Source organism: Roseospira marina (assembly GCF_014197855.1).
GTDB lineage: Bacteria > Pseudomonadota > Alphaproteobacteria > Rhodospirillales > Rhodospirillaceae > Rhodospira > Rhodospira marina.
Map to the genome: position 1 here is coordinate 34293 of NZ_JACIGJ010000005.1, position 22916 is coordinate 57208.

Below are 22916 nucleotides of genomic sequence, written 5' to 3' on the forward strand. Positions count from 1 at the left end.
GTCGCCGGATGGACAGGATGAATCGGAAAGGGGAGGCGCTCACATGAATACGGATCGGCTGTCGGGCGCAGAGCTGTTCGCGGATCGGGGCCGGTTTCGATGACCGTCGCACGGACCGGGACCCCGTGCGTTGGCTCGAACGCCATGCAAGGGAGCACATCGTGATGCTTCTGAGTGAGTTAAAGCGGCGCTACGAGGCCGGCGACAACATCACGCGGCTGTTGCAGACCGAGCCCGGCATCAACGAGACGCGCAGCATAGAGATCGCCTACGATTTGCAGGCCGGCTCCTACGCGCGCGCAGCCCTTGAAAATCCGGCCAACTGGGTCGACGAGGCGCGCGAACGCACCCCCATTCTGAACCGCTATCTGCGTCCGGGCGATACGCTGCTCGACGCCGGGTGCGGGGAGAACACCAACACCTGCGCGTTCGTCGATCAGATCCCGCCTTCGGTTCGCGCTTATGGGTTTGACCTCAGCGTGAGCCGGCTCGTGGCGGGGCGCCGGTACGTCCGCCAGCACTGGGGCGAGACGGCCGCCGACCGGATCACGGTGTTCTGCGGGCGCATGGATCGCATTCCCCTTGCGTCGTCCAGCGTCGACGTGGTGATGACCAGTCACGCGGTTGAGCCGAACCGGGGCCAGGAGGCGGTGCTGCTGCGGGAACTTTTGCGGGTGGCCCGCCGCTATCTTGTTCTGTTCGAGCCATGCTACGAGGAGACGTCGGAGGAAGGCCGCCGCCGCATGGACTCCCTGGGCTACGTGCGGGACCTGGATGCGCACCTGAAGGCGCTGGGCGCCAAGGTGGTCGAGCGCACGGGCCTTACCGTCAACCACAAGCCCTTGAACCCCACGGTCTGTTGGGTCTGCGAGTGCACGGGCGACGGTGCCCCCGATGATCCGGCCCCCGCCTCGGACACGGCCCCGGAAGCCCCCCCCGAGATGGCCTATATATGTCCGGTCTCCGGGGAGCCGCTGGTTCGGCTGGACGACTGCTATTGGAGCCCGGGGGGCCTGTACGCCTATCCCATCCTGCAGGGCATTCCGGTGCTGAAGCCCGAGTACGCCATCATTCTGACCCGGCCGGTGGCGTCATGATTCCCTACGGGCGCCACAGCATCGACGCGGATGACATCGCGGCGGTGGTGGACGTCCTGCAGGGGGACCGCCTGACCGATGGGCCGGCCGTGGCTCGGTTCGAGGCGGCGCTCGGCGCGGTCACCGGCGCGCCCCATGTGGTGGCCTGCGCGTCCGGCACGGCGGCGCTGCACTTGGCGGTGCTCGGCCTCGGTCTTGGGCCGGGGGATGCCGTGGTGGTCCCCTCCCTGACCTTTGTCGCGACCGCGAACGCCGCCACCTATGTCGGCGCCACCGTGCGCTTTGCGGATGTCGATCCCGACACCGGCCTGATGACGCCGGAGACGCTGGAGCAGGCCCTGGCGCGCCCGGGGCCGGGGCGCCCCCGGGCCGTCTTCCCGGTGCATCTGAACGGGCAGGTCTGCGACATGGCGGGTCTGACCGCCGTCGCGGAGCGTCATGGTCTGAGCGTGGTCGAGGACGCCTGTCACGCCTTGGGCGGCGCGGCCGTCCTGGACGGTGCGTCCGTGCCCGTCGGGGCCGCGACCGCGTCGGCGGCGGTCTGCTTCTCCTTCCACCCGGTCAAGACCGTGGCGATGGGGGAGGGCGGCGCCGTGACCACCCGGGACGGCGCCCTGGCCGACCGCCTGCGGCGTCTGCGTACCCATGGGATCAGCCGTGATCCGGGCGTGTTCCAGGAGCACGCCCTGGCCTTCGGCGCCGATGGCGCGCCGACCCCCTGGTACTATGAGATGGCGGAGCCGGGGTTCAATTACCGCGCGTCGGATTTGCACTGCGCGCTGGGGGCGAGCCAGTTGACCAAGCTGGAGACGTTCCTGGCGCGGCGGCGGAGCCTCGCGGCGACGCTCGGGCAGGCTCTGGCGCCGCTGGCCCCTCATGTGCGGCCGATCCCGCGCGGTCCGACGGATGCGGATGGCTGGCACCTGTTCGTCGTGTTGATCGATTTCGAGGGGCTGGGCCGTTCACGCGCGGACGTGATGGCGGCGTTGGCCGCCGCGGGCATCGGCACTCAGGTGCACTACATCCCCGTGCACCGCCAGCCGTATTACCGCGCCCGGGACCCGGATCTGCATCTTCCGGGGGCCGAGGCATACTATGCGCGCTGTCTGTCCCTGCCGCTGTTTCCCGCGATGGCGGACGGCGATGTGGACCGGGTCGCCGCCGCGCTGAGGGAGGCGCTGCAATGACGGCGATCGCGGTGATCCCGGCGCGCGGCGGCAGCACGCGCATTCCGCGGAAGAACGTGCGGTCGTTCCATGGTAAGCCGATCATGGTGTGGGCGATCGAGGCCGCGCTGGTGTCCGGCTGTTTCGACGCCGTCGTGGTCTCCACCGAGGATGACGAGATCGCCGCCGTGGCCGAGACGCACGGTGCGGTCGTGCCGTTTCGCCGGTCTCGCGATCTCGCGGACGACCATACGGGGATGCCACCGATCATCGCCGATGCGGCCCAGCGCTGGGCGGCGGACCACGGTCCGCCGGACCTTGTCTGCTGTATCTTCGCGACGGCGCCGTTCGTGACGCCGGACGACCTGCGGCGCGGGCGCGCGGCGATCGAGGCAGAGGGTGCGTCCTATGCGTTCGGGGTGACCGACTTCGCCTATCCGATCCAGCGCGCGTTGCGCCTGCCCGCCACGGGGGGCGTGGCCCTGTTTTACCCGGAGTTCCGGACGGCGCGCTCGCAGGACCTGGAACCGGCCTATCACGACGCCGGTCAGTTCTGTTGGGGGACCTACGAGGCCTGGGTCGAGTTGCGGTCCGGATTCGCGCCCGATTCCGTGCCGGTGAGGCTGCCGCGTCGGCGGGTGCAGGACATCGATACCGAGGAAGACTGGATTATCGCCGAACGGCTGTTCGCGCTCGACCGTGAGGGGGCGGCGCCGTGAGAGCCAATCGTTCGGGCGCGTCGTGGCAGGCGTGCGCGACGATCCGCTGCCGCCAGGGAGGGGCCGCATGCACGCGGAACTGACGCAAGAGCCGTACACGAACCCGGCGCTGTACGACCGGAATGTCGCCCTGCTGGCGCGGCGGGCGCCGGCGATCCAGTCGTTTCTCGAATCCGGCCGGTGTGACTACACCTTGCAGGAGGCCGAGGGCGGCGTTGTCATCCTGGATTCCCGGGGCGAGCGCGTGTTGCCGCTGCCCGAGCCGCAGTATTCCAACCAGCGGTTCGCGGTGTTCGAACGCCGGGCCATCGTCCTGACGGCCTTTCGGCCTCTCATCAATGTGAACCTCGACGCCCATTGTTGGGCCGATCATCTGCAATCGGTTCTGCCGGTAACGGATCAGGCGTTCTGGCGCCGTGTTCCAGACATGAAGGGCGCCATGACGGCCGTGGTGGTCGACCACGCATCGACCGAGGGAATGAAGGCCCTCATCGATTGCCTCCCCGATCTCGATATCCTGGTGTACTGCATTTCCGATATCAATCTGTTCATCGCGGCTCTCCATCTCATGGATTGGTCGGAGATTTATAAGACCTGCGAAAAGAGGAATGCAGAACTCTGGATTCGCCTGCTTCCTCAGGGGCGAGAAGCGGTGCGTGAGGTTTTGCAGCATATTCGACGGGCCGCGCGTATGCTGCCCGACAACATCCCCGTCTACCTTCACAAGGAGAGTGCGGCCAGCACGGATTTCGGTCGCAGCCTGATCGAGGAGTTCGCGACCTCGACCTTCGGTGTCGGGTTCTTCCGCGACGAAGTCATCATGCTTGAAAACTCCATGGTGAACATTCTGGACCACAAGCGGCCCCTGCTGCGGCGCCAACGCGCCCACGCGGGCACAGCGCTGGTGGTCGGGTCCGGGCCGTCGCTGGACCAGTCGTTCGAGACCATCCGTGCCCTGAGTGAGTCCTGCTTGGTCGTGGCCTGCGGGAGCGCTGTCGAACCCTTGCTTTCCCAGGGCATCCGTGTGGACGTCTGCGTGATTCTGGAGCGCGGTCAGATGGTCAAGACCGTGTTCGACGGCATCGCCAGCCGCGTTGACCTCAGTTCCGTCGTCATGGTCGCCAGTTCCACCATCAACGATCAGATCGAAGAGCATTTCGCGCGCGGGGTCTATTTTTTCCGCCCGGGCCTGAACGTGGCCGAAGGTTTCGGGCGCGGCAAGCATCATGTGGTGCAAGGCTGCGATCCCACGGTGTCAAACACCGGCCTGTCCGTGGCGGAGTATATGGGGTTCCGCCGCATGCTGCTGTTCGGCGTTGATGTCGGCTCGTTGGATCAAAACAAACACCACAGCGATCATACGCCGTACTACGTGGACAAAGCGCTGAAAGACCAAAAGATTCTCGATTTTCCGACCAAGACCACGGGGTCGTTCGGCGGTCCGGCGCATACCACCTGGGTGTTCGAGTGGACGCGCGCGCGGATCGAGGATTTCGCGACGGTCTTCGACCACCTGTTCATCCTTAATGTCTCCGATGGCGTCGTTATTCCCTCCGTCACGCCGGTCATGCCCGTCAATGGGGCGCTCTTGACGCGCGTCTTTCCCGTCGGCCGACCGGCGGAGCCGCCGGTGACGGTCGAGGCGGATCCGTTCGACGAGGACCACTACAACTACGATCCGGATGAGTGCGACCGGTACATGAACGCGATCGCCGGTGCCTGCGCGGACCTCTCTTGGAAGACGCGGCAATCGGTCGTCATGTCCCTGAACAACCTTCTGTGGACCCGCGAGGCCTCTCACCCTTATCAACGGCTTGTGCGCGGCAGCGTGACCCAGATGGTGGCGAGCGTGTTCGGAGTCCTTATGCGCATGGACGACGAGCAGCGCCGGACCCATGAGCCCGCGTTGCGGGCCGCCGTCCTCAAGGGGGTGGAGGCCATGCACACGGAGTTGAGCGACCTTTTGCGCCACGGGATCCACGCCATTCCGGCGGACGACCCCGCGCGCGGCTGATGCTGGCCCGGCCGCGACGGCCGGGCCGGGCGCTACGAGGCGAAATACCAGGAGAAATCCGCGTCGGCCCCGCGGTCGCGCCATTCCTTCATGGCGAACTGGCCGGATGGGTGATTCGGGTTCACCGTCCGGCCGCGGGCATGCTGCGCAGCGGCGGCGTCGTCGCGCAGCCCGTTGAGCAATGCGTAGGCCAACACGAAATACGGCTGGGCGCTGTCCGGGGTAAGCGCGATGGCCGCCCGCGCGTCCCCGATCGAACGCGCGATCTGGCCCTCCCGGACGAGCAGCAGGGAGCGAATCTGGCGGGCCGTGGTTCCGGCCCGGTTTAGCGTCAGCGCGCGATCGGCCGCCATGATCGCGCGCCCGGTGTCGCTGGTCTCGGCCAACCGCTCCGCAAGGGCTTCATAGGCCTCGGCGAAGGCGGGGGCGATGGCTATGGCGCGCTGACACGCCGCCGCATCGGTCATCGGTGTATTCTTGGCGAGCCAGGCGCGCGGGGCGTCGCGTCGCCATGCGGCCGTAGCGTCGGCAGGGTCCGGGTGCGTCGCAAGAAGGGCCTGAACGCCGGGGTCCGGGCGGCCCGCGTCGGTCAGGATGCGATCCAAGGCTTGCAATGCGACCGGGTTGGTGGGGTTTCGCCGCAGGCACGCGCGCAGGCAGGGTTCCGCCGCCTGCGGCTGCCCGGCCGCCAGCATGGCCTCGCCCAGCAGGCGCAACAGCTCGGGTTGGTTATGAAACGCCTTCAACGGGATGGGCGCCGCTGTCGCGACGCGTTCGGCACGGCCTTGAGCCAGAAGACTTTCCAGGAACACCAGCCAGGGCACGGCGCTGTCCGCATGCGTTTTCATGGCGAAGGAGGCCATGAGCTCCGCGTGCTTGTGCTGGCCGGCTTCGTGGGCCGCCAGCATGTGCTCCAGGGCGTCGTCCGCCGGGGAGGGCGCGGGTGCGGCCGGAGATGCCGGGGTGGCCGCCGTCGCGGGGGCGGCGTCGCGGGTGGGGTCCGGCTGGGGCATGGTCCGGGTGTCCTTTATAGCGTGAGCAGGCGAGAGCGAGGCGCCGCGGCCTGGTGCGGTGGGCGCCGGGTCAGACCGGGTAGAACAGGTGGCGCAGGTGGCGCCCGTTGCGCACGGCGTCGGCTCGCGCCTTCGGGGGCAGGCCGAGTTCCCACAACAAGCGGGGCACGTGGCGGGGGGTGCGCCACTGCAGCACACGGTCGAACCAGGCCGGATCAACCGCGCCCGCTGCCAGGGCGTCAACGACCCCGGCGTGTGGCACGCACAGAGTGAATCGGGCGGCCGGCCACAGCAGACGCAGGACGCCGGCGATTCGGGTGTCTGGGATGACGTGAATCACCACCCGGCCGACGGACACGCCCAACTGGGTTTGTTCGAGACGGGACCACATCGAGCGCAGGAAGGAAATGTGCCGTTTAACGAACGCCGCGTCCAAGGTGTCGGTATCGGGCTCGAGCTTGTGCGCGTTGGTCATGATCTCGGACCAGCAATCGACCCAGAGGATCGGTGCCGTGGTCTGCGCGGACGCTGCAAGACCGACATCGACCGCCGACTTGGCCGGTGCGATGAAGAGAAACCGCTTGTCGAGCCCAATCAGTCGGGTCTCCGGCGTGACCGCGATACGCGGCACCGGCCAAGGCGAGGGCGCGGCGACCAGCGCGGAGCGCAGGTCCTCGATGTCCGACCGGAGGTCTTCGTCCGCGTACGCCAGGCATGGCCCGCCGTCCGGTGAATCCGGACGCGAGTGGTGGCGAAGGTCGCCCCGTCGCACCGCGAAGGCGCCGCGGTGGCCGACCGCTTGTAACGCGCGCAATCCCCGGTCCGGCGAGGGGGCCGCCGCCGGTTCCACGCCGAACAGCGTGTACAGGCGTTCGTCCAGCCGCTCGTCGATGCCCCGGCAGGCGTGTGCGTTCAACAGCCACGCCTTGGCGGCGGTCGCATTGTTGGCGCCCAGGTGCAGAAGGTGATGCAGATAGAAGAGGTGGCCGCTCAGCCGGTGGCGGCCCATCAGGCGCGACAGGGCGATCTTGGCGACCCCCGGGTCGCCCCGCGCGATCTGGAACCGGAGGAGGCAGTACAGTTCACCCTCGGTCAGCGACACTTTCGGAATCTGACGGCCGAACGTGTCGTCGATCTCCGGCAGCATATGCAGCCGCATCCGGAGGTGGATGTAGCGGTGCAGCGGAGAGTTCCAGGTGTCCGGCCAGACCCCGCGCAGGACGTCGCCGGCGGCGGTGTCGAACAGCTCCAGCAACGTGAACACCATATGGCGCGCGGCCGGCGTGACGGAGGGGCCCGAGTCGTCCGAAGCGGGCGCGTCCGCCTCGCCATCGGGTTCGGTGTCGGGATCCAGCAGGATCGCCGCGACGACACCGCGTTGGATGTCGGGGTCGGGCACCCGGGGCAGCAGGGTCTGCACCGTGCGAAAATCGAATTGGAACAGGGCGACCGCCAGGGCCACGACGGGCGGCAGGTTGTCCAGCGCGGCACTGTTCAGGGCGCTGTCCAGATCGAACAGCGCCACGGCGTCGATCTGCCGCAAGACATTAAGGGCGCGGTCGGCGCGGGGATCGTCGAGAAGCTCGTGTGAGTCCGTCATGCCAGGAAGCCGGTTGTCCATTCACATCGGGACGCCGAGGCTGGACGTCCTGTCCGAAACATCGTCTGAACCATCATCTGAACCATCGTCTGGGGTCCGCGGCCAGGACACGACCGTGGCCGCCCTTCGGAACGCCCGCTGGACAACCGGACCTGTGTGCGGCGAGTGTCACGGCGGGATCGGGAATACCCCGAAGCGTGGGCATCATACCATATCTGCGGTGGTGCCACACGACGCGATAGGCCCGGGGCCGGCCCGGCCGGTGGGGCGGGGCGGGGAACGCGAGGCGGTTCGGCCAAAAAAAACGCCGGGTGGTCCCCGTGGGGACGCACGCCGGCGTTTGGCGAAGAACGGAGGGGGCGCCCGCCAAGGCGACCGCCCCAAATCCGAACCTAGAACAGCTGGAGGACCGACTGATCGGCCTGGTTGGCGATCGACAGCGAGATCGTACCAAGCTGCTGACGGGTCTGAAGGGCCAGCATGTTGGCGCTTTCCTCGTTCATGTCGGCGTTGACGAGTTCGCTCGCGCCGGTTTCGAGGGTTGCCACCATGTTGTCGGTGAATTCCCGACGGGTGTCGAGGATGGCGTTTTGAGTCGCGAACGACTGCGCGAAGGAGCGCAGCGAGTCCCGCAACGTTTCCATTTCCGCGGCGCCGGCGGCGGCCTGACTGGCCACGGCGTTCACGTAGGTGATGGACGACATGCCGGCCGCAGACGCCGCCACACCCTGGATCGCCAGGGAGCTGGACCCGTTCTCGTCGAACTTGACGGTCAGGGAGTCGGTGGTCTGCAGAAGGTTGACGCCCTGATAGTAACCATCGCCGACCAGATACTGCATCTGGCTCTTGATGGAATTCAGGTCTTTCGTATAGCCCGAGACGGCCTTGGAGGACGTGTCGGACGCCATCGTCTCGAAGATGGAGCGGGCCTGATCGACCAGATCAAGCATCGACTCCAGGGTCTGGGTCGCGGCCTCGACGGTCTTCTGCGCCTGCACGATGCTGTCCTTACGAGCGGACAGGTCGCCGGCACGGTAGTTCAGGTTCTGGGCCTTGAAGAACGAGATGGGATCATCCAGCGCCGTGTTCACCTTCTTGCCGGTGGACAGCTTGAACTGGGTGTCCCCAATGTTGCTCGCGGTATTCTGCAGGGAAAGCAGGTTCTTCTGAATACCGGTGGAGAGCGTAATGCCACTCATGGATCTCTTCCTTTCTGGAGGTGCGGCCAAGGCCCGATGCGGGCCTTATGTGCGAGCGTCTGTGCTCGTGGCCACCGTTGGGTACACCGCCTTCTGACGGTGTACGGACCGTACATGCGGTCGTTTCGGAAATCAATCGGAATCTGTTACGGAAAGACATCGAAATTTATAGGGGCTATGATTCCAGAATATCGGACGAGTTATGATAAAATGCCATTCAAGTGGGCGGTCGTGCGGTGCCCGTCTGCTCATAATGTGTCGGACCGAAGGGCGGACTGGGCACGACGCGCCTGTCCGGCGCGGCGGTGCGATCCTGTTCGGTTGGACAAAGCGGGGCGATTCGGCCAAAAAAAACGCCGGGTGGTCCCCGTGGGGACGCACACCGGCGTTTGACGAAGAACGGAGGAGGGCGATCGCCAAGGCGACCGCCCCAAATCCGAACCTAGAACAGCCGCAGGACCGACTGATCGGCCTGGTTGGCGATCGACAGCGAGATCGTACCAAGCTGCTGACGGGTCTGAAGGGCCAGCATGTTGGCGCTTTCCTCGTTCATATCGGCGTTCACCAGTTCGCTCGCGCCGGTGTTGAGGGTTGACACCATGTTGTCGGTGAATTCGCGACGGGTGTCGAGGATGGCGTTCTGCGTCGAGAACGACTGCGCGAAGGAGCGCAGCGAGTCCCGCAACGTTTCCATTTCCGCGGCGCCGGCGGCGGCCTGACTGGCCACGGCGTCCACGTACTTGATGGACGACATGCCAGCCGCGGACGCCGCCACACCCTGGATCGCCAGGGAGCTGGACCCGTTCTCGTCGAACTTGACGGTCAGGGAGTCGCTGGTCTGCAGCAGGTTGACGCCCTGATAGTAACCATCGCCGACCAGATACTGCATCTGGCTCTTAATGGAATTCAGGTCTTTTTCGTAGCCGGTGACGGCCTTGGCGGACGTATCGGACGCCATCGTCTCGAAAATCGACCGGGCCTGATCGACGAGATCAAGCATCGACTCCAGGGTCTGGGACGCGGCCTCGACGGTCTTCTGCGCCTGTACGATGCTGTCCTTACGAGCGGACAAGTCGCTGGCGCGGTAGTTCAGGTTCTGGGCCTTGAAGAACGCGATAGGATCATCCAGCGCCGTGTTCACCTTCTTGCCGGTGGACAGCTTGAACTGGGTTTTCTCGATATTGGTCGTGGTCCCCTGCAGGGAGAGCAGGTTCTTCTGAATGCCGGTGGAGAGCGTAATGCCACTCATGATACTCTATCCTTTCTGGAGGTACGGCCAAGGCCTGATGCGGCCCCTGTCTGCAAGCGCCTGCGCCCACAGTCCGCCCTTTGGTTTACCGCCTTCTGACGGTGTAGGGACATTACACGTAGTCGTTTCATCAATCAATGGGAATGTGTGTGGGCTATCGAGCCCAAGCTTGATTGACCTTGGCTCAAATGCAATGCGCCTGTGGGGCGCGCCGGGCCGGCTTGCCCTCATCGCTTCCGACCGAAGGACGGACTATGACCGATGCACCCAACGATCAGATCGCAACGCTGCTGACGCACCTTGCGCGGGATGTTCAGCGCATGGGGGACGCGCATGCCCGGCAATCGGAGGCCATCCTTGGCGCGCTGGACGATCTGGCGGCCAGCATCATGGCGCTGAAGGCCATCGCGGCGGCGCAACAGGCCGTGACGCCGGCCGATCCGGCCCGAGTGCGCGTGTGGCTGGAAAACACCCTCACCGAGGATCCCGAGGCCGTAGAGCGGTCCTGGGTGCTGGCGAAGGCGTTGCTGAGTCCTGAGGTATGACGTTATGTCATGGCGGCCATGCGCTCAAATGGCGCCATGTGACCTTGGCGCGCCACGGGCGGTGAGGGTTCGGCGATCCGGGCCAGTACACGGCCCAGGACAAGCGGTGCGCGGCGGTGGGATCGCCGGTGGACATGCGCCAGTCGGCCGGCGCGCCGGTCATGTCCGCAGGTCCGACGACGGCCGCGGGGCCGACCACATCCGGGGGATCGCCCAAGCAGGCGTACAGCGCGAGATGATTCGCGATGCCCATGCCCAGCGCCTTCAGGACCGACTCCTTGCGCGTCCACAGGGACAGGAAATACTGCTCGCGTGGCGGGCCCCGCTCCAGGGTCGCGAGCGCGGCGGCTTCGTCCGGGTGAAAAAAGCGCGCGGCGAGGCGACCGGCGGGCAGGGTTCGGTGGGTGTATTCGACATCCACGCCCACATGCGCGTCGGTCGGCCAAGGCCCCAGGCTGACCATGCAGGCGGCCAGACCGCGCGTATGGCTGAGGCTGAAGCGCGGTCGGGTCTCGGCCGTCATCGGCTGGGGCAGCCGGCTCATGTCGACGTGCGGCCGGCCACCCGGTTCCGTCAGGAAGTGCCACGCCATCGGATCGGCGCCGTGATAGCGGCTGAGCATGGCCCGCAGCAAGGCGCGTGTGGCGGCGCTGGACCAAGCGTGGGATGGGTCGCGGAACGATGCCACGCGCGCCCATTCGTTCTCGGAAATAGCCGCGCGCAGGGTCTTCGGGTCCGGCCGGGGCGCGGCGGCGGGGTCGGCGTCGTCCGGCGCCGGCGTCCCGCCGGGGGGCGCCATGGTCCAGAGCATGGCCGAGAGAACGGGACCCGCGCCGTCGTCGGGCTCGGTGTGGGCCGCGTCGTGCGGCGTGGCGGGAGGGGCGGGCATGGCATCCATGGCGCGGGTCGGTCAGGTCCTTGAAAAGGGGAGAGGCTCGCCCCGGGTCTGTCGTGCCGACACGGCCGCCGGCTGCGCCGCGCCGCAGCTCCGGAGGATCCAAAGCAGGGCACGCAGGCCGATTCGGGAGGAGGAAGGCGACAGAGCGGGGGTGGACATACCGGGATCCTCGTCGAGGCTGCCGGAAACGTCAACGGGATCCCCGGGGTGGGGGCCAGGGCGGGGACCCCTAGTGGGGACCTCGAACCCGATGTACGTGTGCGGTGGTCTTCACCTTTGACGGGAGCCCGCGCGGCGACTATGGAAAAGGGTGCCTTGGGAAAAAAGGTGCCCTGGGGAAAAGGCTGCCTTGGCCTGATGGGAGTTTCGCTGATGCCCGCCGGACTGCCCGCCAAAATGCGTGACGATACCGCGTTCGTGATCGTGGATGTTCAGACGGATTTCTGCCCCGGGGGCGCGCTTGCGGTGGCCGATGGGGACGCCGTGGTGCCGGTCATCAACCGGCTGGCGCCGCTGTTTCGGACCGTCATTCTGACCCAGGACTGGCACCCGGCCGGTCATGCCTCGTTCGCGACGAGCCACGCCGGTGCGGCGCCGTTTTCGACCATCGCCATGCCCTACGGCCCCCAGGTGCTGTGGCCGGACCACTGCGTCCAGGGCACGCCGGGCGCCGGCTTCCATCCCGGCCTGGAGACGGACCGCGCGCGTTTCGTGGTGCGGAAGGGGACGGACCCGGCGATCGACTCCTATTCGGCCTTTTTCGAGAACGACCACACCACGCCCACCGGTCTGGCGGGCGCGCTCTCCGATCTGGGCATCCGGCACGTCGTGATGGCCGGCCTTGCGACGGACTTCTGCGTGCGCTGGTCGGCGGTGGACGGCCGCCGCGTCGGTCTGGCGGTGACGCTGGTTGAGGACGCATGCCGGGCGATCGACCTCGACGGGTCGTTGGACGCGGCCCTGCGTGAAATGCACGCCGCCGGGGTCACCCTGACCGACAGCACCGCGCTCGCGGCCTCGGGCGCCGCCTAGGGGCGCCCCAAGCCAGTCTCCCCAAGCGGGACGCCCCTAAGCAGGACGCCCCTAAGCAGGACGCCACGTGAACTGGGCTGCGTGCGGCACGTCCGGGCGGTCCGGCCGGTCTTCATCGGTCCGGTCTCCGCCGTCCCGAGGTCCCCCGTCCCGAGGTCCCCCGTCCCGAGGTCCCCCGTCCCGAGGTCCCCCGTCCCGAGGTCCCCCGTCCGGACTCCCATCGTCCCCACCGTTCCGCGGGCCGTCTCCGCTTTCGTCAGAGTCCGGACCGTCGTCGGCCGGCGGCGATGTGGTGCCGCCCCGCGTGCCGGTGTGCGGCGCTTCGATGCGCGCCCTCCTTCGGGCGCGCCGCCGCTCGACCCAGGCATGCGCACGGGCCTGAAGCATGAGGGCGCTCGGGGTCACCACCAGGGTCAGCACGGTGGCGAACAGAAGGCCGACCACCACGGCCGTCGCGAGCTGGGTCCACCACTGCATGGACGGCGCCCCGTAGCTCACCGTCCGGCCGATGAAGTCTATGTTGACCATGAACATCATCGGCAGCAGGCCTAGCATGGTCGTGACCGACGTCAGCATGACGGGCCGCAGGCGTTGGACGCCGGTGCGCAGGATAGCCTCACGCGGATCGTCGAACTCCATCTTGAGCCGGTCGTGGGTGTCGATCAGCACGATGTTGTTGTTCACCACGATGCCGGCGAGCGCGATCACGCCGACCCCGGACATGATGATCCCGAACGCCTGACCGGTGACCAGCAATCCCAGCATGACGCCCACGGTGGACATCACGACCGCCGACAGGATCAGGAAGGCGGCGTAGAAGCTGTTGAACTGCGTGACCAGGATCAGGGCCATGATGAACAGGGCGACGGCGAATGCCTTGCTCAGGAACGCCTGGCTTTCCTTCTGCTCCTCGTCCTCGCCCTTAAAGTCGATCTCCAGCCCTTGCGGGAACCGTTCCGGGTGCTCCGCCATCCAGGCGCGCAGTTCCTTCATCTTGTCGTTGGGCAGGAGGCCTTTGGCGACGTTGGCCTCGACGGTCATGACACGACGGCCGTCGACCCGCTCGATCTGGCTGATCTTCGGGTTGGCCTCGCGCGTGACGAACGACGACACCGGCACAAGTCCGCGCGGCGTGTTCAGCCGCAGCCGGTCGAGCTGCGACAGCGAGCGGTATTCGGTGGGATAACGCACCACGATATCGACCTCGTCCTTGGCCGAATCCGGGCGGAAGGACGAGACCTTGAGGCCGCTGGTGACGAGCTGGACGATGTTGCCCACGCTGGCGACGTCGCCGCCCAGCTTCGCGGCCTGACCCATATCGACGTCCAGATCCCACTGGATGCCGGGAATGGGCCGACTGTCCTCGATATCAACCAGCCCGCCGATGTCGTCGAAGGCCTCGAGCACCGTCGCGACGGCGTCCGGCAGGATCGCCGGGTCGCGCGCGGTCAACTGCACCTGGATTTCCTTGCCGACCGGAGGGCCTGGGTCGGGCTCTTTCGGTTCCACCCGCACGCCGGCGAGATCGCTGGTGCGGGCGCGGATCAGGTCCAGCACCTCGTCCGAGGGCCGCCGCATCTGCCAGTCCTTGTAGGTCAAGCCGATGACGCCGATCACGTCCTCGGCGGCGTCGCGCGGCGCGCGGTTGAACGAGCGGGCGTAGACCGCGTCAAAGTCCGGCAGCGCGAGCACCCGCTCCTCAACCTCGCGGACCAGCGCATCTTTTTCATGCACGGACAGGTTGCCGCGCGCATGAACCAGCACCTGTGCCTGTTCCGGTTCGACGTCCGGGAAGAACTCGACCCCTCGGCCGAAGTGGGCATAGGCCATCCAACTCGCCACCAGACCAACGACGGCCAGGATGACGATCAGGCCGGGTTGCCGCAGGGAGGCGTTCAGAAGACGCGCGTACGCGCCGGTCATGCCCTTCAGATCGGTCAGATCGCCGCGCTCACTGGCGGCCAGGGCGCGCATGGTTTCGGGATCGGCGGCGCCCGCCTTGCCGAACAGGGCCCCCAATGTGGGCACAAAGATCAGGGCCATCAGCAGCGAGGCGGTGAGCGTCGCGACCAGGGTGATCGGCATGTACTTCATGAATTCGCCGACCGTGCCGGTCCAGAACAGCAGCGGCATGAAGGCGGCCAGGGTGGTCGCCGTGGAGGCGATGACGGGCCACGCCATGCGCTGGGCGGCCAGGGAATAGGCGGTGCGGCGGTCCAGCCCCTCGGCCATCTTGCGGTCCGCGTATTCGGTCACAACGATGGCGCCGTCCACCAGCATGCCCACCGCCAGGATCAGCGAAAACAGCACGACCATGTTGACGGTCAGGCCCATGGCGGCCAGCAGCAGGATCGCCATCAGGAACGAGCCGGGAATCGCCACCCCGACCAGCAGGCCGGAGCGCAAGCCGAGCGCCGCGACCACCACCACCATGACCAGCAGGATGGCGGCGATCACGTTGTTCTGAAGGTCGAACAGCATCGTCTGGATGTCGTCCGACTGGTCCTGGATGAAATTGACCTCCAGGCCGTCGGGCCACAGGGCGCGCTCGCGCTCGACGACGGCACGGGCCGCGTTCACGGTGTCGATGATGTTCTCGCCGACGCGCTTCTTGACCTCCAGTGTCACGGCCGGCTGGCCGTTGACCCGGGCGAACCCCTCCGGGTCCTTGTAGGACGCGCGGATGGTGGCGAAGTCGCGCAGCCGGACCACCGAATCCTCGGTGTACTTCACCGGCTGGTCCAGGATGTCGTCGAGGTCCTTGTACAGGCCGGGGACCTTGATGGCGAACCGGCCCTGGCCGGTGTCGAGGGTGCCCGCCGCCACCAGTCGATTGAAGCGCGCGATGACCTCGGCGACATCGGCGTTGGCCAACCCGTAGCTTTGCAGGCGTACCGGGTCGACGATGATATCCGCCTGCTCCTCGCGGTCGCCGCCGATGTCCACCTCCAGGACGGAGGGGATCTTTTCCAGTTCATCGGACAGATCATCGGCGATGCGGAGCAGCGCGCGCTCCTGGATGTCGCCGGCCAGGGTGATGACGACGATGGGAAACAGGCTGATGTTGACCTCGTTGACGGTCGGCTCGTCCGTTTCGTCCGGCAGCTCGGCCTTGGCAATATCGACCTTTTCCTGAACGTCGCGTTTGGCCTTCTCGCTGTCGAAACCGGCCTCGAACTCCATCAGCACGTTGGCGCCGCCCTCGTAGGCGGTGGAGCGCATCTCCTTCACGCCCTCGATGCCCTTGAGTTCCTGCTCCATCGGGCGGACGAGCAGGCGTTCGGCGTCCTCGGGCGAGATGCCGCGATGCGACATCGCCACGTAGATGATCGGAATCGGAACGTCGGGGGAGCTTTCCTTGGGAATCTCCAGGAACGCGATGGTGCCGGCAATCAGCACCAGGACCAGCGACGCGAGAACCGTGCGCGACCGGCCGATGGCGGCGTCGATCACGCCCGTCATGGGTTCGGGCCTCCCTCCGCTCCGTCGCTCTCAACGTCGTTGACCGTCGTGGAGGGTGTGTGGCCCTCGGCCAGGGCGGCCTTGTCGGCGGCGGCGAGCGCGGCGGTGTTGCGGGTGATGGTCTCGGTGTCGACCGGCTCGACGATCTGGCCGGGACGCACGAACTCCTGACCGACGATAATGACCGTGGCCGGGTCGGGCAGGCCCTCGATCCAAAGGCCGTTCTCGTCGTCGCCGGCCAGATTCACCGGATAGAACACGACCCGGTTTTCGTCATCGACGATCTTCACGCCAACGCGCCCGTCGTCGTCCAGGCCCAAGACGGCCGGCGAGATGCGGTGCGCCGGCCGGCTGTCCACGGGCAGGGTCACGTCCGCCGTCATGCCTTCGGGGACCGGCGGGTCGGGATTGGCGACCGAGAGTTCGATGGCGAACGTGCGGGTCACGCCGTCGGCGACCGGCGCGATGAAGGATACCGTACCCTCCAGCGTGCGACCGGTGACAAGGGTGGCCGTGCCGGGCTGGCCCAGATGGACCTGCGCGATGTCCGCCTCGGCGAGTTTCGCGCGCACGACCAGCGGATCCAGATCGACGATGCGGGCGATGGGCTCGCCGATCGACACGTAGTCGCCCTCCTCCACGAGGCGTTCGGCGACCACACCGGCGAAGGGGGCGGTGATCTCGGTACGGTCGATGTCCAGGAGCATGGCGGCGAGGGTGGCACGCGCATCCTCCAGCGAGGCCTTGGATTCGAGCACCCGCTGGCGGCTGGTGAAGTCGCGATTGGCGAGGCGCTGGTCGCCTTTGTAGCGGTCCTCCCAACGGGCCACGGCGGCCTCCGCCCGGCTCAGGCGTTCCATGCGGTCATCCTTGGCCAGCCGGGCGAGCAGGGAGCCGGTCTCAACGGCACGCCCCTCCTCGGCGCCGACCTCGGCGACGCGGCCGGCGGTTTCGGCCCGAACCTCGACCGTGCGCGAGGCTTCCGTGGCGCCCAGGACCGACAGGGTTGCGACGCGCGATTCGGCGTTCAACTGGGTAACGCGGACGCGCGGAACGACGGCGTCGCGGTGGTCCGCTCCGGGTGGTTGCAGGGCGGCCTGCGTCGTGCTGGGGTCCGGTGGCTGGCCCACAATGCCCGAGGCCACCCACACCACGGTGGCCAGCACGATCAGAGCGGCGATCAGCAACGATGATCTCATGGGTTTCGCAGTCCGTCTTGCGGCGGAGCCCCGCGACGGTCGGGCGTCACGGCGGCGGGAAAACGGCGCATCCGAGTTGGACGCGGGTTAGGGGCTCCCGGCAGCCGTCGTCGCCGCAGCGGCCTCGGTCAGGCGAGACGGCGTGGCGGGCTCTTCCTCGGCCGGTGCCTTGATGGCGTTATCATCGGGGCCGGGCCCGGTCCGGAGGGCCTCTTCCAGGGCACTACGATGCTCTTCGATGCACCGCGCCCAACTCAGGCAGCCCTCCCGCCCCATGTCGAGCAGGAACTGGCGCCCAGGCGGTGGCGTGCCGGTTTCCTTCGCCAGGGTGTGCGCCAGATCCCGATAGCCCTGCGCGTATTCGTCCAGCAGCGTCGACACCTGATCCGGGCTCATCAAATGGGCGAAGGCGATGGCGAACATGAAATCCGACCGCAGGCGGTCGAAGGCGAACCGCCGCACCAGGGCCTGACGCAGGGCGACGCGGCCAGCGTCGGTGATGGCATAAACCTTCTTGTCGGGGCGTCCGTCCTGGGCCTGCTCCGTGCAGGTGGCCAGCCCCTCCGCGAGCAGGGCGTTCAAGGCTGGGTAGATCGAGCCGTAACTCAGGCTCTGATACAGTTGGAACGGTCCTTCCTCAAACGCCTTGCGGATGTCGTAGCCGGTGTTGAAGCCGGCGTCCAGCGCGCCGAGGCATAGGATTTTCGAGTCCAGGGGCATGACGCAAGCGGTCCTTTGATCGGCCGTGGGCGCGCGCGGCACGGTGACCTCAGAGCGGCACACCGGCGGGCCGGGTCACCGGAAAGGCGACGAGCCCATATATTTCGCGGCGATATATATCACCGTGACATAGGGGTGGGGCAAGGAAGGATAGGGACCCTACTACGCAGAATGCGCAGGCCTGTCCCGCATTTTTTTCATGAAGACTCACACATATCCCATCACGTGCTAGGATAACGAGTCGGTCGGCGGCCGGCCCCGTGCGGGCGCGCCGGCCGATACGCGCGAGGACCGGGCATCGCCAGTCCTGAGGCTCCCGGAACGCGCGGCCGGCCAGCGACCGCCCGAAACAACCGAACGCGAGTATGACTGTCATCGATTGCGCCCCGCCTGCCCTGGAAATCCACATCACCCCGCCTGCGCGGCCCCCATCGGCCGTGGGCGCGAGCCAGCCTGCGCGGCCGCCGCTGGTGTTCGTCCACGGGGCGTTCGCCGGGGCCTGGTGCTGGGAGGAGTATTTCGCCCCCTATTTCAGCCGCATGGGCTACACCACCGTGACCTTCAGCCTGCGGGGGCATGGGAACAGCGAGGGCTGGGATCTGCTCGATTTGGCCAGTCTGGGCGACTATGTCGACGACTTGACCCGGGTGGTGGCCGGGCTCGACCAGCCGCCGGTGCTGATTGGGCACTCGATGGGCGGCATGGTGGTGCAGAAGTACCTGGAAACCCGCTCCGCCGCCGCCATGGTGCTGATGGCCTCGGTCGGGCCATGGGGTCTGCTGGAAAGCTCCTGGCACATGATGCTCAGCAGCCCGGGGCTCATGCAGGGCATCTCGCTCATGCAGATGATGGGCAAGCCGGTGCTGAGCGCTGACGTGTTCTATGATGGTCTGTTCTCGTCGGCTGTGCCGCCCGCGCGCGCGGCCCGTTTTCTGCAGTTGTTCCAGCGGGAGTCGCAACGGGTCATTCTCGATCTGAGCCTGTGGGACGTGCCGCGCCAGCCACCCCGTACCCCGTTGCCGACCCTGGTTATGGGGGCGGGCGACGATGCGTTCATCCCGCGCTCCATGGTGCAGCGGACGGCGCGCTACCTGGACGCCGAACACCTCATCGTGCCGGATATGTCGCACGCCATGATGCTGGAGGAGACCTGGCGGCAGGCGGCCGATCCGGTCCTGCACTGGCTGCGGGGGCAGGGGCTGTAGCGGGATCGCCCAGGACGCGACGGAACGAGGGTTCGATGATCCGCGAGATGGAAAGCCGGGACGTGGCGCCCGTGATTGCCCTGTGGCACGAGACCGGCCTGTACCGCGCCTACAACGATCCCCAGCGCGACATCGCCTTTGCCGTTCGGGACCATCACTCCACGATTCTGGTGGCCGAGGACGACGATGGGCGCCTGGTGGGCTCGCTGATGGTGGGGGAGGACGGCCACCGGGGCTGGGCCTATTACGTGGCCGTCGCGCCGAACCGGCAAGGCAGCGGTTTGGGCCGCCGCTTGATGGAGGCGGCCGAGGCGTGGCTGCGCGCGCGTGGCGTCTGGAAGCTGCAGCTTCTGGTCCGGGCGGAGAACACCGCCGTGTCCGCGTTCTACGAACACCTTGGGTACCACGACACCCGGTCGCGCTGCTTTCAGAAGGTCATCGAGCCGGTGGAGTCCCCGGCGGAGGTTATGACGGGTAAACCGGTACCGGCGGCGCCAAGCGAGCATCAAACGGAGTCGTCTGTTTGATGGCGGATCCGTCCTCTTCCAGCCTGCGGTGAGGAAAAATCACCGCAGGCTGGCAAGGCCGACCGGCCGCCGCGCCGTAGGGCGCGAAAAGCGCGGCGGCGATGAGGCGGGCTCATAGCCGCCTAGCGTTAAACATTAAACAGGAAGTGGAACACGTCGCCGTCCTGGGTGACGTAGTCCTTGCCCTCGGAGCGCATCTTGCCTGCGTCCTTGGCGCCCTGCTCGCCGCCACAGGCGATGAAGTCGGCGTAGGCGATGGTCTCGGCCCGGATGAAGCCGCGTTCGAAATCGGTGTGGATCGCCCCGGCCGCTTCCGGCGCCTTGGCGCCTCGGCGCACGGTCCAGGCACGCGCCTCCTTCGGGCCGACGGTGAAGAACGTCAGCAGGTCGAGCAGGTCGTACCCGGCCCGGATCACCCGGGTCAGGCCGGTTTCCGACAGGCCCAGGTCTTCCAGGAACGCCGCCTTTTCCTCCGGGTCTTCAAGCTGGGCGACCTCGGCCTCGATGGCGGCGGAGATCACAACGGAGACGGCGCCTTCGGCCGCGGCCTTCTCGGCCACCCGGGCGGACAGGGCGTTGCCGGCCGCGGCACTCTCCTCGTCCACATTGCAGACGTATAGCACCGGCTTCGACGACAGCAGGTTCAACTGGTGGAACTGCTTCAGCGCGTCCGGATCGGTCGGGCGGGCGAGGCGGGCCGGCTTGCCCTCGCGCAGCAGCGCCAGGGCCGGTTCCATGACCGCGATCTGCGCCTTGGCGAGGGCGTCGCCGCCCTTGGCCTTCTTGCCCAGCGGTACGATGCGCTTTTCCAGGCTCTCCAGGTCGGCGAGCAGCAGTTCGGTTTCGATCGTCTCGGCGTCGCGGATCGGGTCCACCGCCCCGTCGACGTGGGTGACGTTCTCGTCCTCGAAGCAGCGCAGGACGGAGACGATGGCGTCCGTCTCGCGGATGTTGGCCAGGAACTGGTTGCCCAGGCCCTCGCCCTTGGACGCGCCGCGCACCAGCCCGGCGATGTCGACGAACTCAAGCTGGGTCGGGATTTCCTTCGCCGACTTGGCGATGGTGGCGAGCTTGTCAAGGCGGTCGTCGGGCACCGCCACGCGCCCCACGTTGGGCTCGATGGTGCAGAACGGGAAGTTGGCCGCCTGCGCCGCCGCCGTCGAGGTGAGCGCGTTGAAGAGCGTCGACTTGCCCACGTTGGGCAGGCCCACGATGCCGCAATTGAATCCCATCGGTCGCCTGTTCGGTTGAATGTGGGGAGAGGTGTGGGCGCAGTACCCCATGACCGCCCCGGTGGCAACAGGAGGGTTACATGTTCCGGGGCAGAATCAGCGCCACGTCGGGCCACCACACCAGTCCGACGATGGCCAGGACCATGATCAGGAACATTGGAACGCTCGCCTTGGAGATGAACCCCATGTCGTGGCCGGTCATCCCTTGCAGGACGAACAGGTTGAATCCGATGGGCGGGGTGATCTGCGCCATCTCCACCACGATCATCAGGTAGATGCCGAACCACACCATGTCGAACCCGGCCTGCCGCACCAGGGGCTCGATCACCGCCATGGTCAAGACGATGGAGGAGATGCCGTCCAGGAACATGCCCAGGATGATGTAGAACACCGTCAGCATGGCAATGAGTTCAAGCGGCGACAGGTTCAGGCCGCCGATGCCCTCCGCCAGCGCGCGGGGAATGCCGGTGAACCCCATCGCCAGAGACAGGAACGTCGAGCCCGCCAGAATGAAGGCGATCATGGCCGAGGTCCGCACCGCACCCAGCAGGGAGTCCCGGAACGCCTCCCACGACAGGCTTCCGTGCAACGCCGACAGCGCCAAGGATCCGACCACGCCGAGCACGGCGGCCTCCGTCGCTGTCGCCACGCCGGAATAGATCGATCCGATCACACCCAGGATCAGCAACACCACCGGCAGCAGCAACCACAGGCCGTGCAGCCGTTCGCGCATCGTGTACACCACCCGATCGGCGCTTTTGTGCTTCGACAGCAGACCCCAGAGCGCGACGTAGGCCATGAACATCAGGGCGAGGCAGGCCCCGGGCAGCAGGCCGGCGATGAACAGCTTGGCGATGCTCTCGTTGACCGAAACGCCGTAGATGATGAGCGAGATCGACGGCGGGATCAGCAGGCCCAGCGTGCCCGCTCCGGCCAGGGTGCCGACCACCATACGCTCCGGGTACTGGCGTGCGCGCAGCTCCGGGATCGACATCTTGCCGACCGTGGCCACGGTGGCCGCCGAGGATCCGGAGATGGCGGCAAAGATCGCGCAGCCGGCGACGTTCACATGCAGAAGGCCCCCGGGCAGCCGGGCCAGCCACGGCGTCAGGCCCTGGAACAGCACCTCCGACAGGCGGGAGCGGAACAGGATCTCGCCCATCCAGATGAACATGGGCAGGGCCGTCAGGGTCCAGGAGGATTGCGCGCTCCACAGGATCATCGCCATGGAATCGCCGGTGGGGCGGCTGGTGAACAGCTCCATCCCGATCCAGGCGCAGGCCAGCAGGCTCGCCCCCACCCACACGCCCGACCCGAGAAACGCAAACAGAGACAGGACGAAAATCGCGATCAGGAGGCCTTCGTTCATGTGTCGCGGCCTCCGTCCGCCTCGGGGGCCGTGAGGCTGTGCCGCCCCTCCACCAGGCACCGGACCGCGGAATCCGCCGTCGCGATGGCGAAACAGACCGCCCCGACGGCCATGACGCTTTGCGGTATCCACAGCGGCGTGGCGTCCGCGCCCTGGCTGATGTCGCCGTAGACGTAGGAGTAGTACGTCAGGCGCCCGAAGTAGACCGCCATGTAACCGGCGGCGGCGGCGATGATCGCGCGCGCCCACAGCTCAAACGCCCAGCGCGTCCACCCGGTGAGATTGGTGAGGAGCAGAGTGACGCGGATGTGCGCGCCGGAGCGGAAGGCGTAGGGCATGCCGAAGAACGCCCCGGCGGCCATGGCATACCCGGCGTAGGCATTCACCCCACCCAGATAGACCCCGATCAGGCGGGAGACGATGCTGGCGAGGATCAGGCCCGTGAGCACCACGAGCAGCAGGGCGGCCACCGCGCCGCAGGCGACATAGAAGCGGTCGAGGCCCCAGGCCAGGGCGGCGAAGGCTCGGGTCATGTGGCGGTCCTGGGCGGGGCGAGGGGCGGGGCGAGGGGCGGGGCGAGGGGCGGGGTGTGTGATGTGGTGGGGCGGGGCGGGCGAAGTCCCCGCGTGCGCATCGCAACGCGGCCGTCTTCGCCCGCCTGGACCCGGCT

General features: G+C 67.2%; 19 protein-coding genes. 8 read left to right on the plus strand and 11 right to left on the minus strand.

Going from position 1 to position 22916, the window contains the following annotated elements:
* Positions 1-164: 164 nt before the first annotated feature.
* The 4 genes from GGD82_RS08215 to GGD82_RS08230 all read left to right on the plus strand — a co-directional run bounded on the left by GGD82_RS08215 (position 165) and on the right by GGD82_RS08230 (position 4996).
* Positions 165-1097, plus strand: a complete 933-nt coding sequence (locus tag GGD82_RS08215; RefSeq protein WP_246164013.1) for a class I SAM-dependent methyltransferase — start codon at positions 165-167, stop codon at positions 1095-1097.
* Complete coding sequence (gene pseC, locus GGD82_RS08220) at positions 1094-2284, plus strand: UDP-4-amino-4,6-dideoxy-N-acetyl-beta-L-altrosamine transaminase (RefSeq protein ID WP_150064002.1); 1191 nt, start codon at positions 1094-1096, stop codon at positions 2282-2284. The genes GGD82_RS08215 and pseC overlap by 4 nt, the downstream gene beginning before the upstream one ends.
* Positions 2281-2982 carry a pseudaminic acid cytidylyltransferase gene (pseF, locus tag GGD82_RS08225; RefSeq protein WP_150064001.1) on the plus strand — a complete coding sequence of 234 codons (702 nt, stop codon included), beginning with the start codon at positions 2281-2283 and terminating at the stop codon, positions 2980-2982. The genes pseC and pseF overlap by 4 nt, the downstream gene beginning before the upstream one ends.
* Before the next feature lie 67 nt (positions 2983-3049).
* Positions 3050-4996, plus strand: coding sequence for a motility associated factor glycosyltransferase family protein (locus GGD82_RS08230; protein WP_150064000.1), 1947 nt, complete (start codon positions 3050-3052; stop codon positions 4994-4996).
* Positions 4997-5028: 32 nt separating this feature from the next.
* On the opposite strand, the gene GGD82_RS08235 is transcribed toward GGD82_RS08230, so the two are convergent.
* The 4 genes from GGD82_RS08235 to GGD82_RS08250 form a co-directional block, all read right to left on the minus strand.
* Positions 5029-6009 (minus strand): tetratricopeptide repeat protein, encoded by a 981-nt coding sequence (locus GGD82_RS08235; RefSeq protein ID WP_150063999.1) that lies wholly within the window; start codon positions 6007-6009, stop codon positions 5029-5031.
* Between the two features lie 70 nt (positions 6010-6079).
* A complete protein-coding gene (locus GGD82_RS08240) occupies positions 6080-7609 on the minus strand; it encodes a hypothetical protein (RefSeq protein WP_150063998.1) in 1530 nt (509 codons plus the stop codon).
* A 392-nt stretch (positions 7610-8001) separates the two neighbouring features.
* A complete protein-coding gene (locus tag GGD82_RS08245; protein WP_184013255.1) occupies positions 8002-8808 on the minus strand; it encodes a flagellin in 807 nt (268 codons plus the stop codon).
* Between the two features lie 442 nt (positions 8809-9250).
* On the minus strand, positions 9251-10057 hold the full coding sequence (locus GGD82_RS08250) for a flagellin (RefSeq protein WP_150061394.1): 807 nt from the start codon (positions 10055-10057) through the stop codon (positions 9251-9253).
* A gap of 254 nt (positions 10058-10311) precedes the next feature.
* Between GGD82_RS08250 and GGD82_RS08255 the strand changes: the two genes are divergently transcribed.
* Positions 10312-10602 (plus strand): hypothetical protein, encoded by a 291-nt coding sequence (locus GGD82_RS08255; protein WP_150061393.1) that lies wholly within the window; start codon positions 10312-10314, stop codon positions 10600-10602.
* Positions 10603-10609: 7 nt separating this feature from the next.
* On the opposite strand, the gene GGD82_RS08260 is transcribed toward GGD82_RS08255, so the two are convergent.
* Positions 10610-11491 carry a 4'-phosphopantetheinyl transferase family protein gene (locus GGD82_RS08260; RefSeq protein WP_170284176.1) on the minus strand — a complete coding sequence of 294 codons (882 nt, stop codon included), beginning with the start codon at positions 11489-11491 and terminating at the stop codon, positions 10610-10612.
* Between the two features lie 381 nt (positions 11492-11872).
* Between GGD82_RS08260 and pncA the strand changes: the two genes are divergently transcribed.
* The gene (gene pncA / locus GGD82_RS08265; protein WP_260178358.1) at positions 11873-12532 is read left to right on the plus strand and encodes a bifunctional nicotinamidase/pyrazinamidase; all 660 of its coding nucleotides are present in this window, start codon (positions 11873-11875) and stop codon (positions 12530-12532) included.
* Between the two features lie 51 nt (positions 12533-12583).
* On the opposite strand, the gene GGD82_RS08270 is transcribed toward pncA, so the two are convergent.
* The 3 genes from GGD82_RS08270 to GGD82_RS08280 form a co-directional block, all read right to left on the minus strand.
* Entirely contained in the window at positions 12584-15994 is a 3411-nt protein-coding gene (locus GGD82_RS08270; protein ID WP_211364709.1) for an efflux RND transporter permease subunit, read from the minus strand.
* Positions 15991-17193: an efflux RND transporter periplasmic adaptor subunit gene (locus tag GGD82_RS08275; protein WP_150061389.1), complete on the minus strand. Its 1203-nt coding sequence runs from the start codon at positions 17191-17193 to the stop codon at positions 15991-15993. The genes GGD82_RS08270 and GGD82_RS08275 overlap by 4 nt, the downstream gene beginning before the upstream one ends.
* A gap of 87 nt (positions 17194-17280) precedes the next feature.
* Positions 17281-17913 (minus strand): PadR family transcriptional regulator, encoded by a 633-nt coding sequence (locus GGD82_RS08280; RefSeq protein ID WP_150061388.1) that lies wholly within the window; start codon positions 17911-17913, stop codon positions 17281-17283.
* A 365-nt stretch (positions 17914-18278) separates the two neighbouring features.
* Here GGD82_RS08280 and GGD82_RS08285 point away from each other — a divergent pair, with 365 nt between their 5' ends.
* Both GGD82_RS08285 and GGD82_RS08290 read left to right on the plus strand, forming a co-directional pair.
* Positions 18279-19118, plus strand: a complete 840-nt coding sequence (locus tag GGD82_RS08285; protein WP_150061387.1) for an alpha/beta hydrolase — start codon at positions 18279-18281, stop codon at positions 19116-19118.
* Positions 19119-19153: 35 nt separating this feature from the next.
* Positions 19154-19645: a GNAT family acetyltransferase gene (locus GGD82_RS08290; protein ID WP_150061386.1), complete on the plus strand. Its 492-nt coding sequence runs from the start codon at positions 19154-19156 to the stop codon at positions 19643-19645.
* A gap of 128 nt (positions 19646-19773) precedes the next feature.
* On the opposite strand, the gene ychF is transcribed toward GGD82_RS08290, so the two are convergent.
* The 3 genes from ychF to GGD82_RS08305 form a co-directional block, all read right to left on the minus strand.
* Positions 19774-20877 carry a redox-regulated ATPase YchF gene (gene ychF / locus GGD82_RS08295; RefSeq protein WP_150061385.1) on the minus strand — a complete coding sequence of 368 codons (1104 nt, stop codon included), beginning with the start codon at positions 20875-20877 and terminating at the stop codon, positions 19774-19776.
* Between the two features lie 76 nt (positions 20878-20953).
* The gene (locus GGD82_RS08300) at positions 20954-22246 is read right to left on the minus strand and encodes a TRAP transporter large permease (RefSeq protein ID WP_150061384.1); all 1293 of its coding nucleotides are present in this window, start codon (positions 22244-22246) and stop codon (positions 20954-20956) included.
* Complete coding sequence (locus GGD82_RS08305) at positions 22243-22779, minus strand: TRAP transporter small permease subunit (protein WP_150061383.1); 537 nt, start codon at positions 22777-22779, stop codon at positions 22243-22245. Before GGD82_RS08305 ends, GGD82_RS08300 begins: the two co-directional genes overlap by 4 nt.
* Positions 22780-22916 lie beyond the last annotated feature (137 nt).

Coding starts and splice junctions, on each gene's coding strand:
- GGD82_RS08215 (WP_246164013.1), top strand. CDS start 165: ATGCTTCTGAGTGAGTTAAAGCGGCGCTACGAGGCCGGCGACAACATC.
- pseC (WP_150064002.1), top strand. CDS start 1,094: ATGATTCCCTACGGGCGCCACAGCATCGACGCGGATGACATCGCGGCG.
- pseF (WP_150064001.1), top strand. CDS start 2,281: ATGACGGCGATCGCGGTGATCCCGGCGCGCGGCGGCAGCACGCGCATT.
- GGD82_RS08230 (WP_150064000.1), top strand. CDS start 3,050: ATGCACGCGGAACTGACGCAAGAGCCGTACACGAACCCGGCGCTGTAC.
- GGD82_RS08235 (WP_150063999.1), bottom strand. CDS start 6,009: ATGCCCCAGCCGGACCCCACCCGCGACGCCGCCCCCGCGACGGCGGCC.
- GGD82_RS08240 (WP_150063998.1), bottom strand. CDS start 7,609: ATGACGGACTCACACGAGCTTCTCGACGATCCCCGCGCCGACCGCGCC.
- GGD82_RS08245 (WP_184013255.1), bottom strand. CDS start 8,808: ATGAGTGGCATTACGCTCTCCACCGGTATTCAGAAGAACCTGCTTTCC.
- GGD82_RS08250 (WP_150061394.1), bottom strand. CDS start 10,057: ATGAGTGGCATTACGCTCTCCACCGGCATTCAGAAGAACCTGCTCTCC.
- GGD82_RS08255 (WP_150061393.1), top strand. CDS start 10,312: ATGACCGATGCACCCAACGATCAGATCGCAACGCTGCTGACGCACCTT.
- GGD82_RS08260 (WP_170284176.1), bottom strand. CDS start 11,491: ATGCCCGCCCCTCCCGCCACGCCGCACGACGCGGCCCACACCGAGCCC.
- pncA (WP_260178358.1), top strand. CDS start 11,873: ATGCCCGCCGGACTGCCCGCCAAAATGCGTGACGATACCGCGTTCGTG.
- GGD82_RS08270 (WP_211364709.1), bottom strand. CDS start 15,994: ATGACGGGCGTGATCGACGCCGCCATCGGCCGGTCGCGCACGGTTCTC.
- GGD82_RS08275 (WP_150061389.1), bottom strand. CDS start 17,193: ATGAGATCATCGTTGCTGATCGCCGCTCTGATCGTGCTGGCCACCGTG.
- GGD82_RS08280 (WP_150061388.1), bottom strand. CDS start 17,913: ATGCCCCTGGACTCGAAAATCCTATGCCTCGGCGCGCTGGACGCCGGC.
- GGD82_RS08285 (WP_150061387.1), top strand. CDS start 18,279: ATGACTGTCATCGATTGCGCCCCGCCTGCCCTGGAAATCCACATCACC.
- GGD82_RS08290 (WP_150061386.1), top strand. CDS start 19,154: ATGATCCGCGAGATGGAAAGCCGGGACGTGGCGCCCGTGATTGCCCTG.
- ychF (WP_150061385.1), bottom strand. CDS start 20,877: ATGGGATTCAATTGCGGCATCGTGGGCCTGCCCAACGTGGGCAAGTCG.
- GGD82_RS08300 (WP_150061384.1), bottom strand. CDS start 22,246: ATGAACGAAGGCCTCCTGATCGCGATTTTCGTCCTGTCTCTGTTTGCG.
- GGD82_RS08305 (WP_150061383.1), bottom strand. CDS start 22,779: ATGACCCGAGCCTTCGCCGCCCTGGCCTGGGGCCTCGACCGCTTCTAT.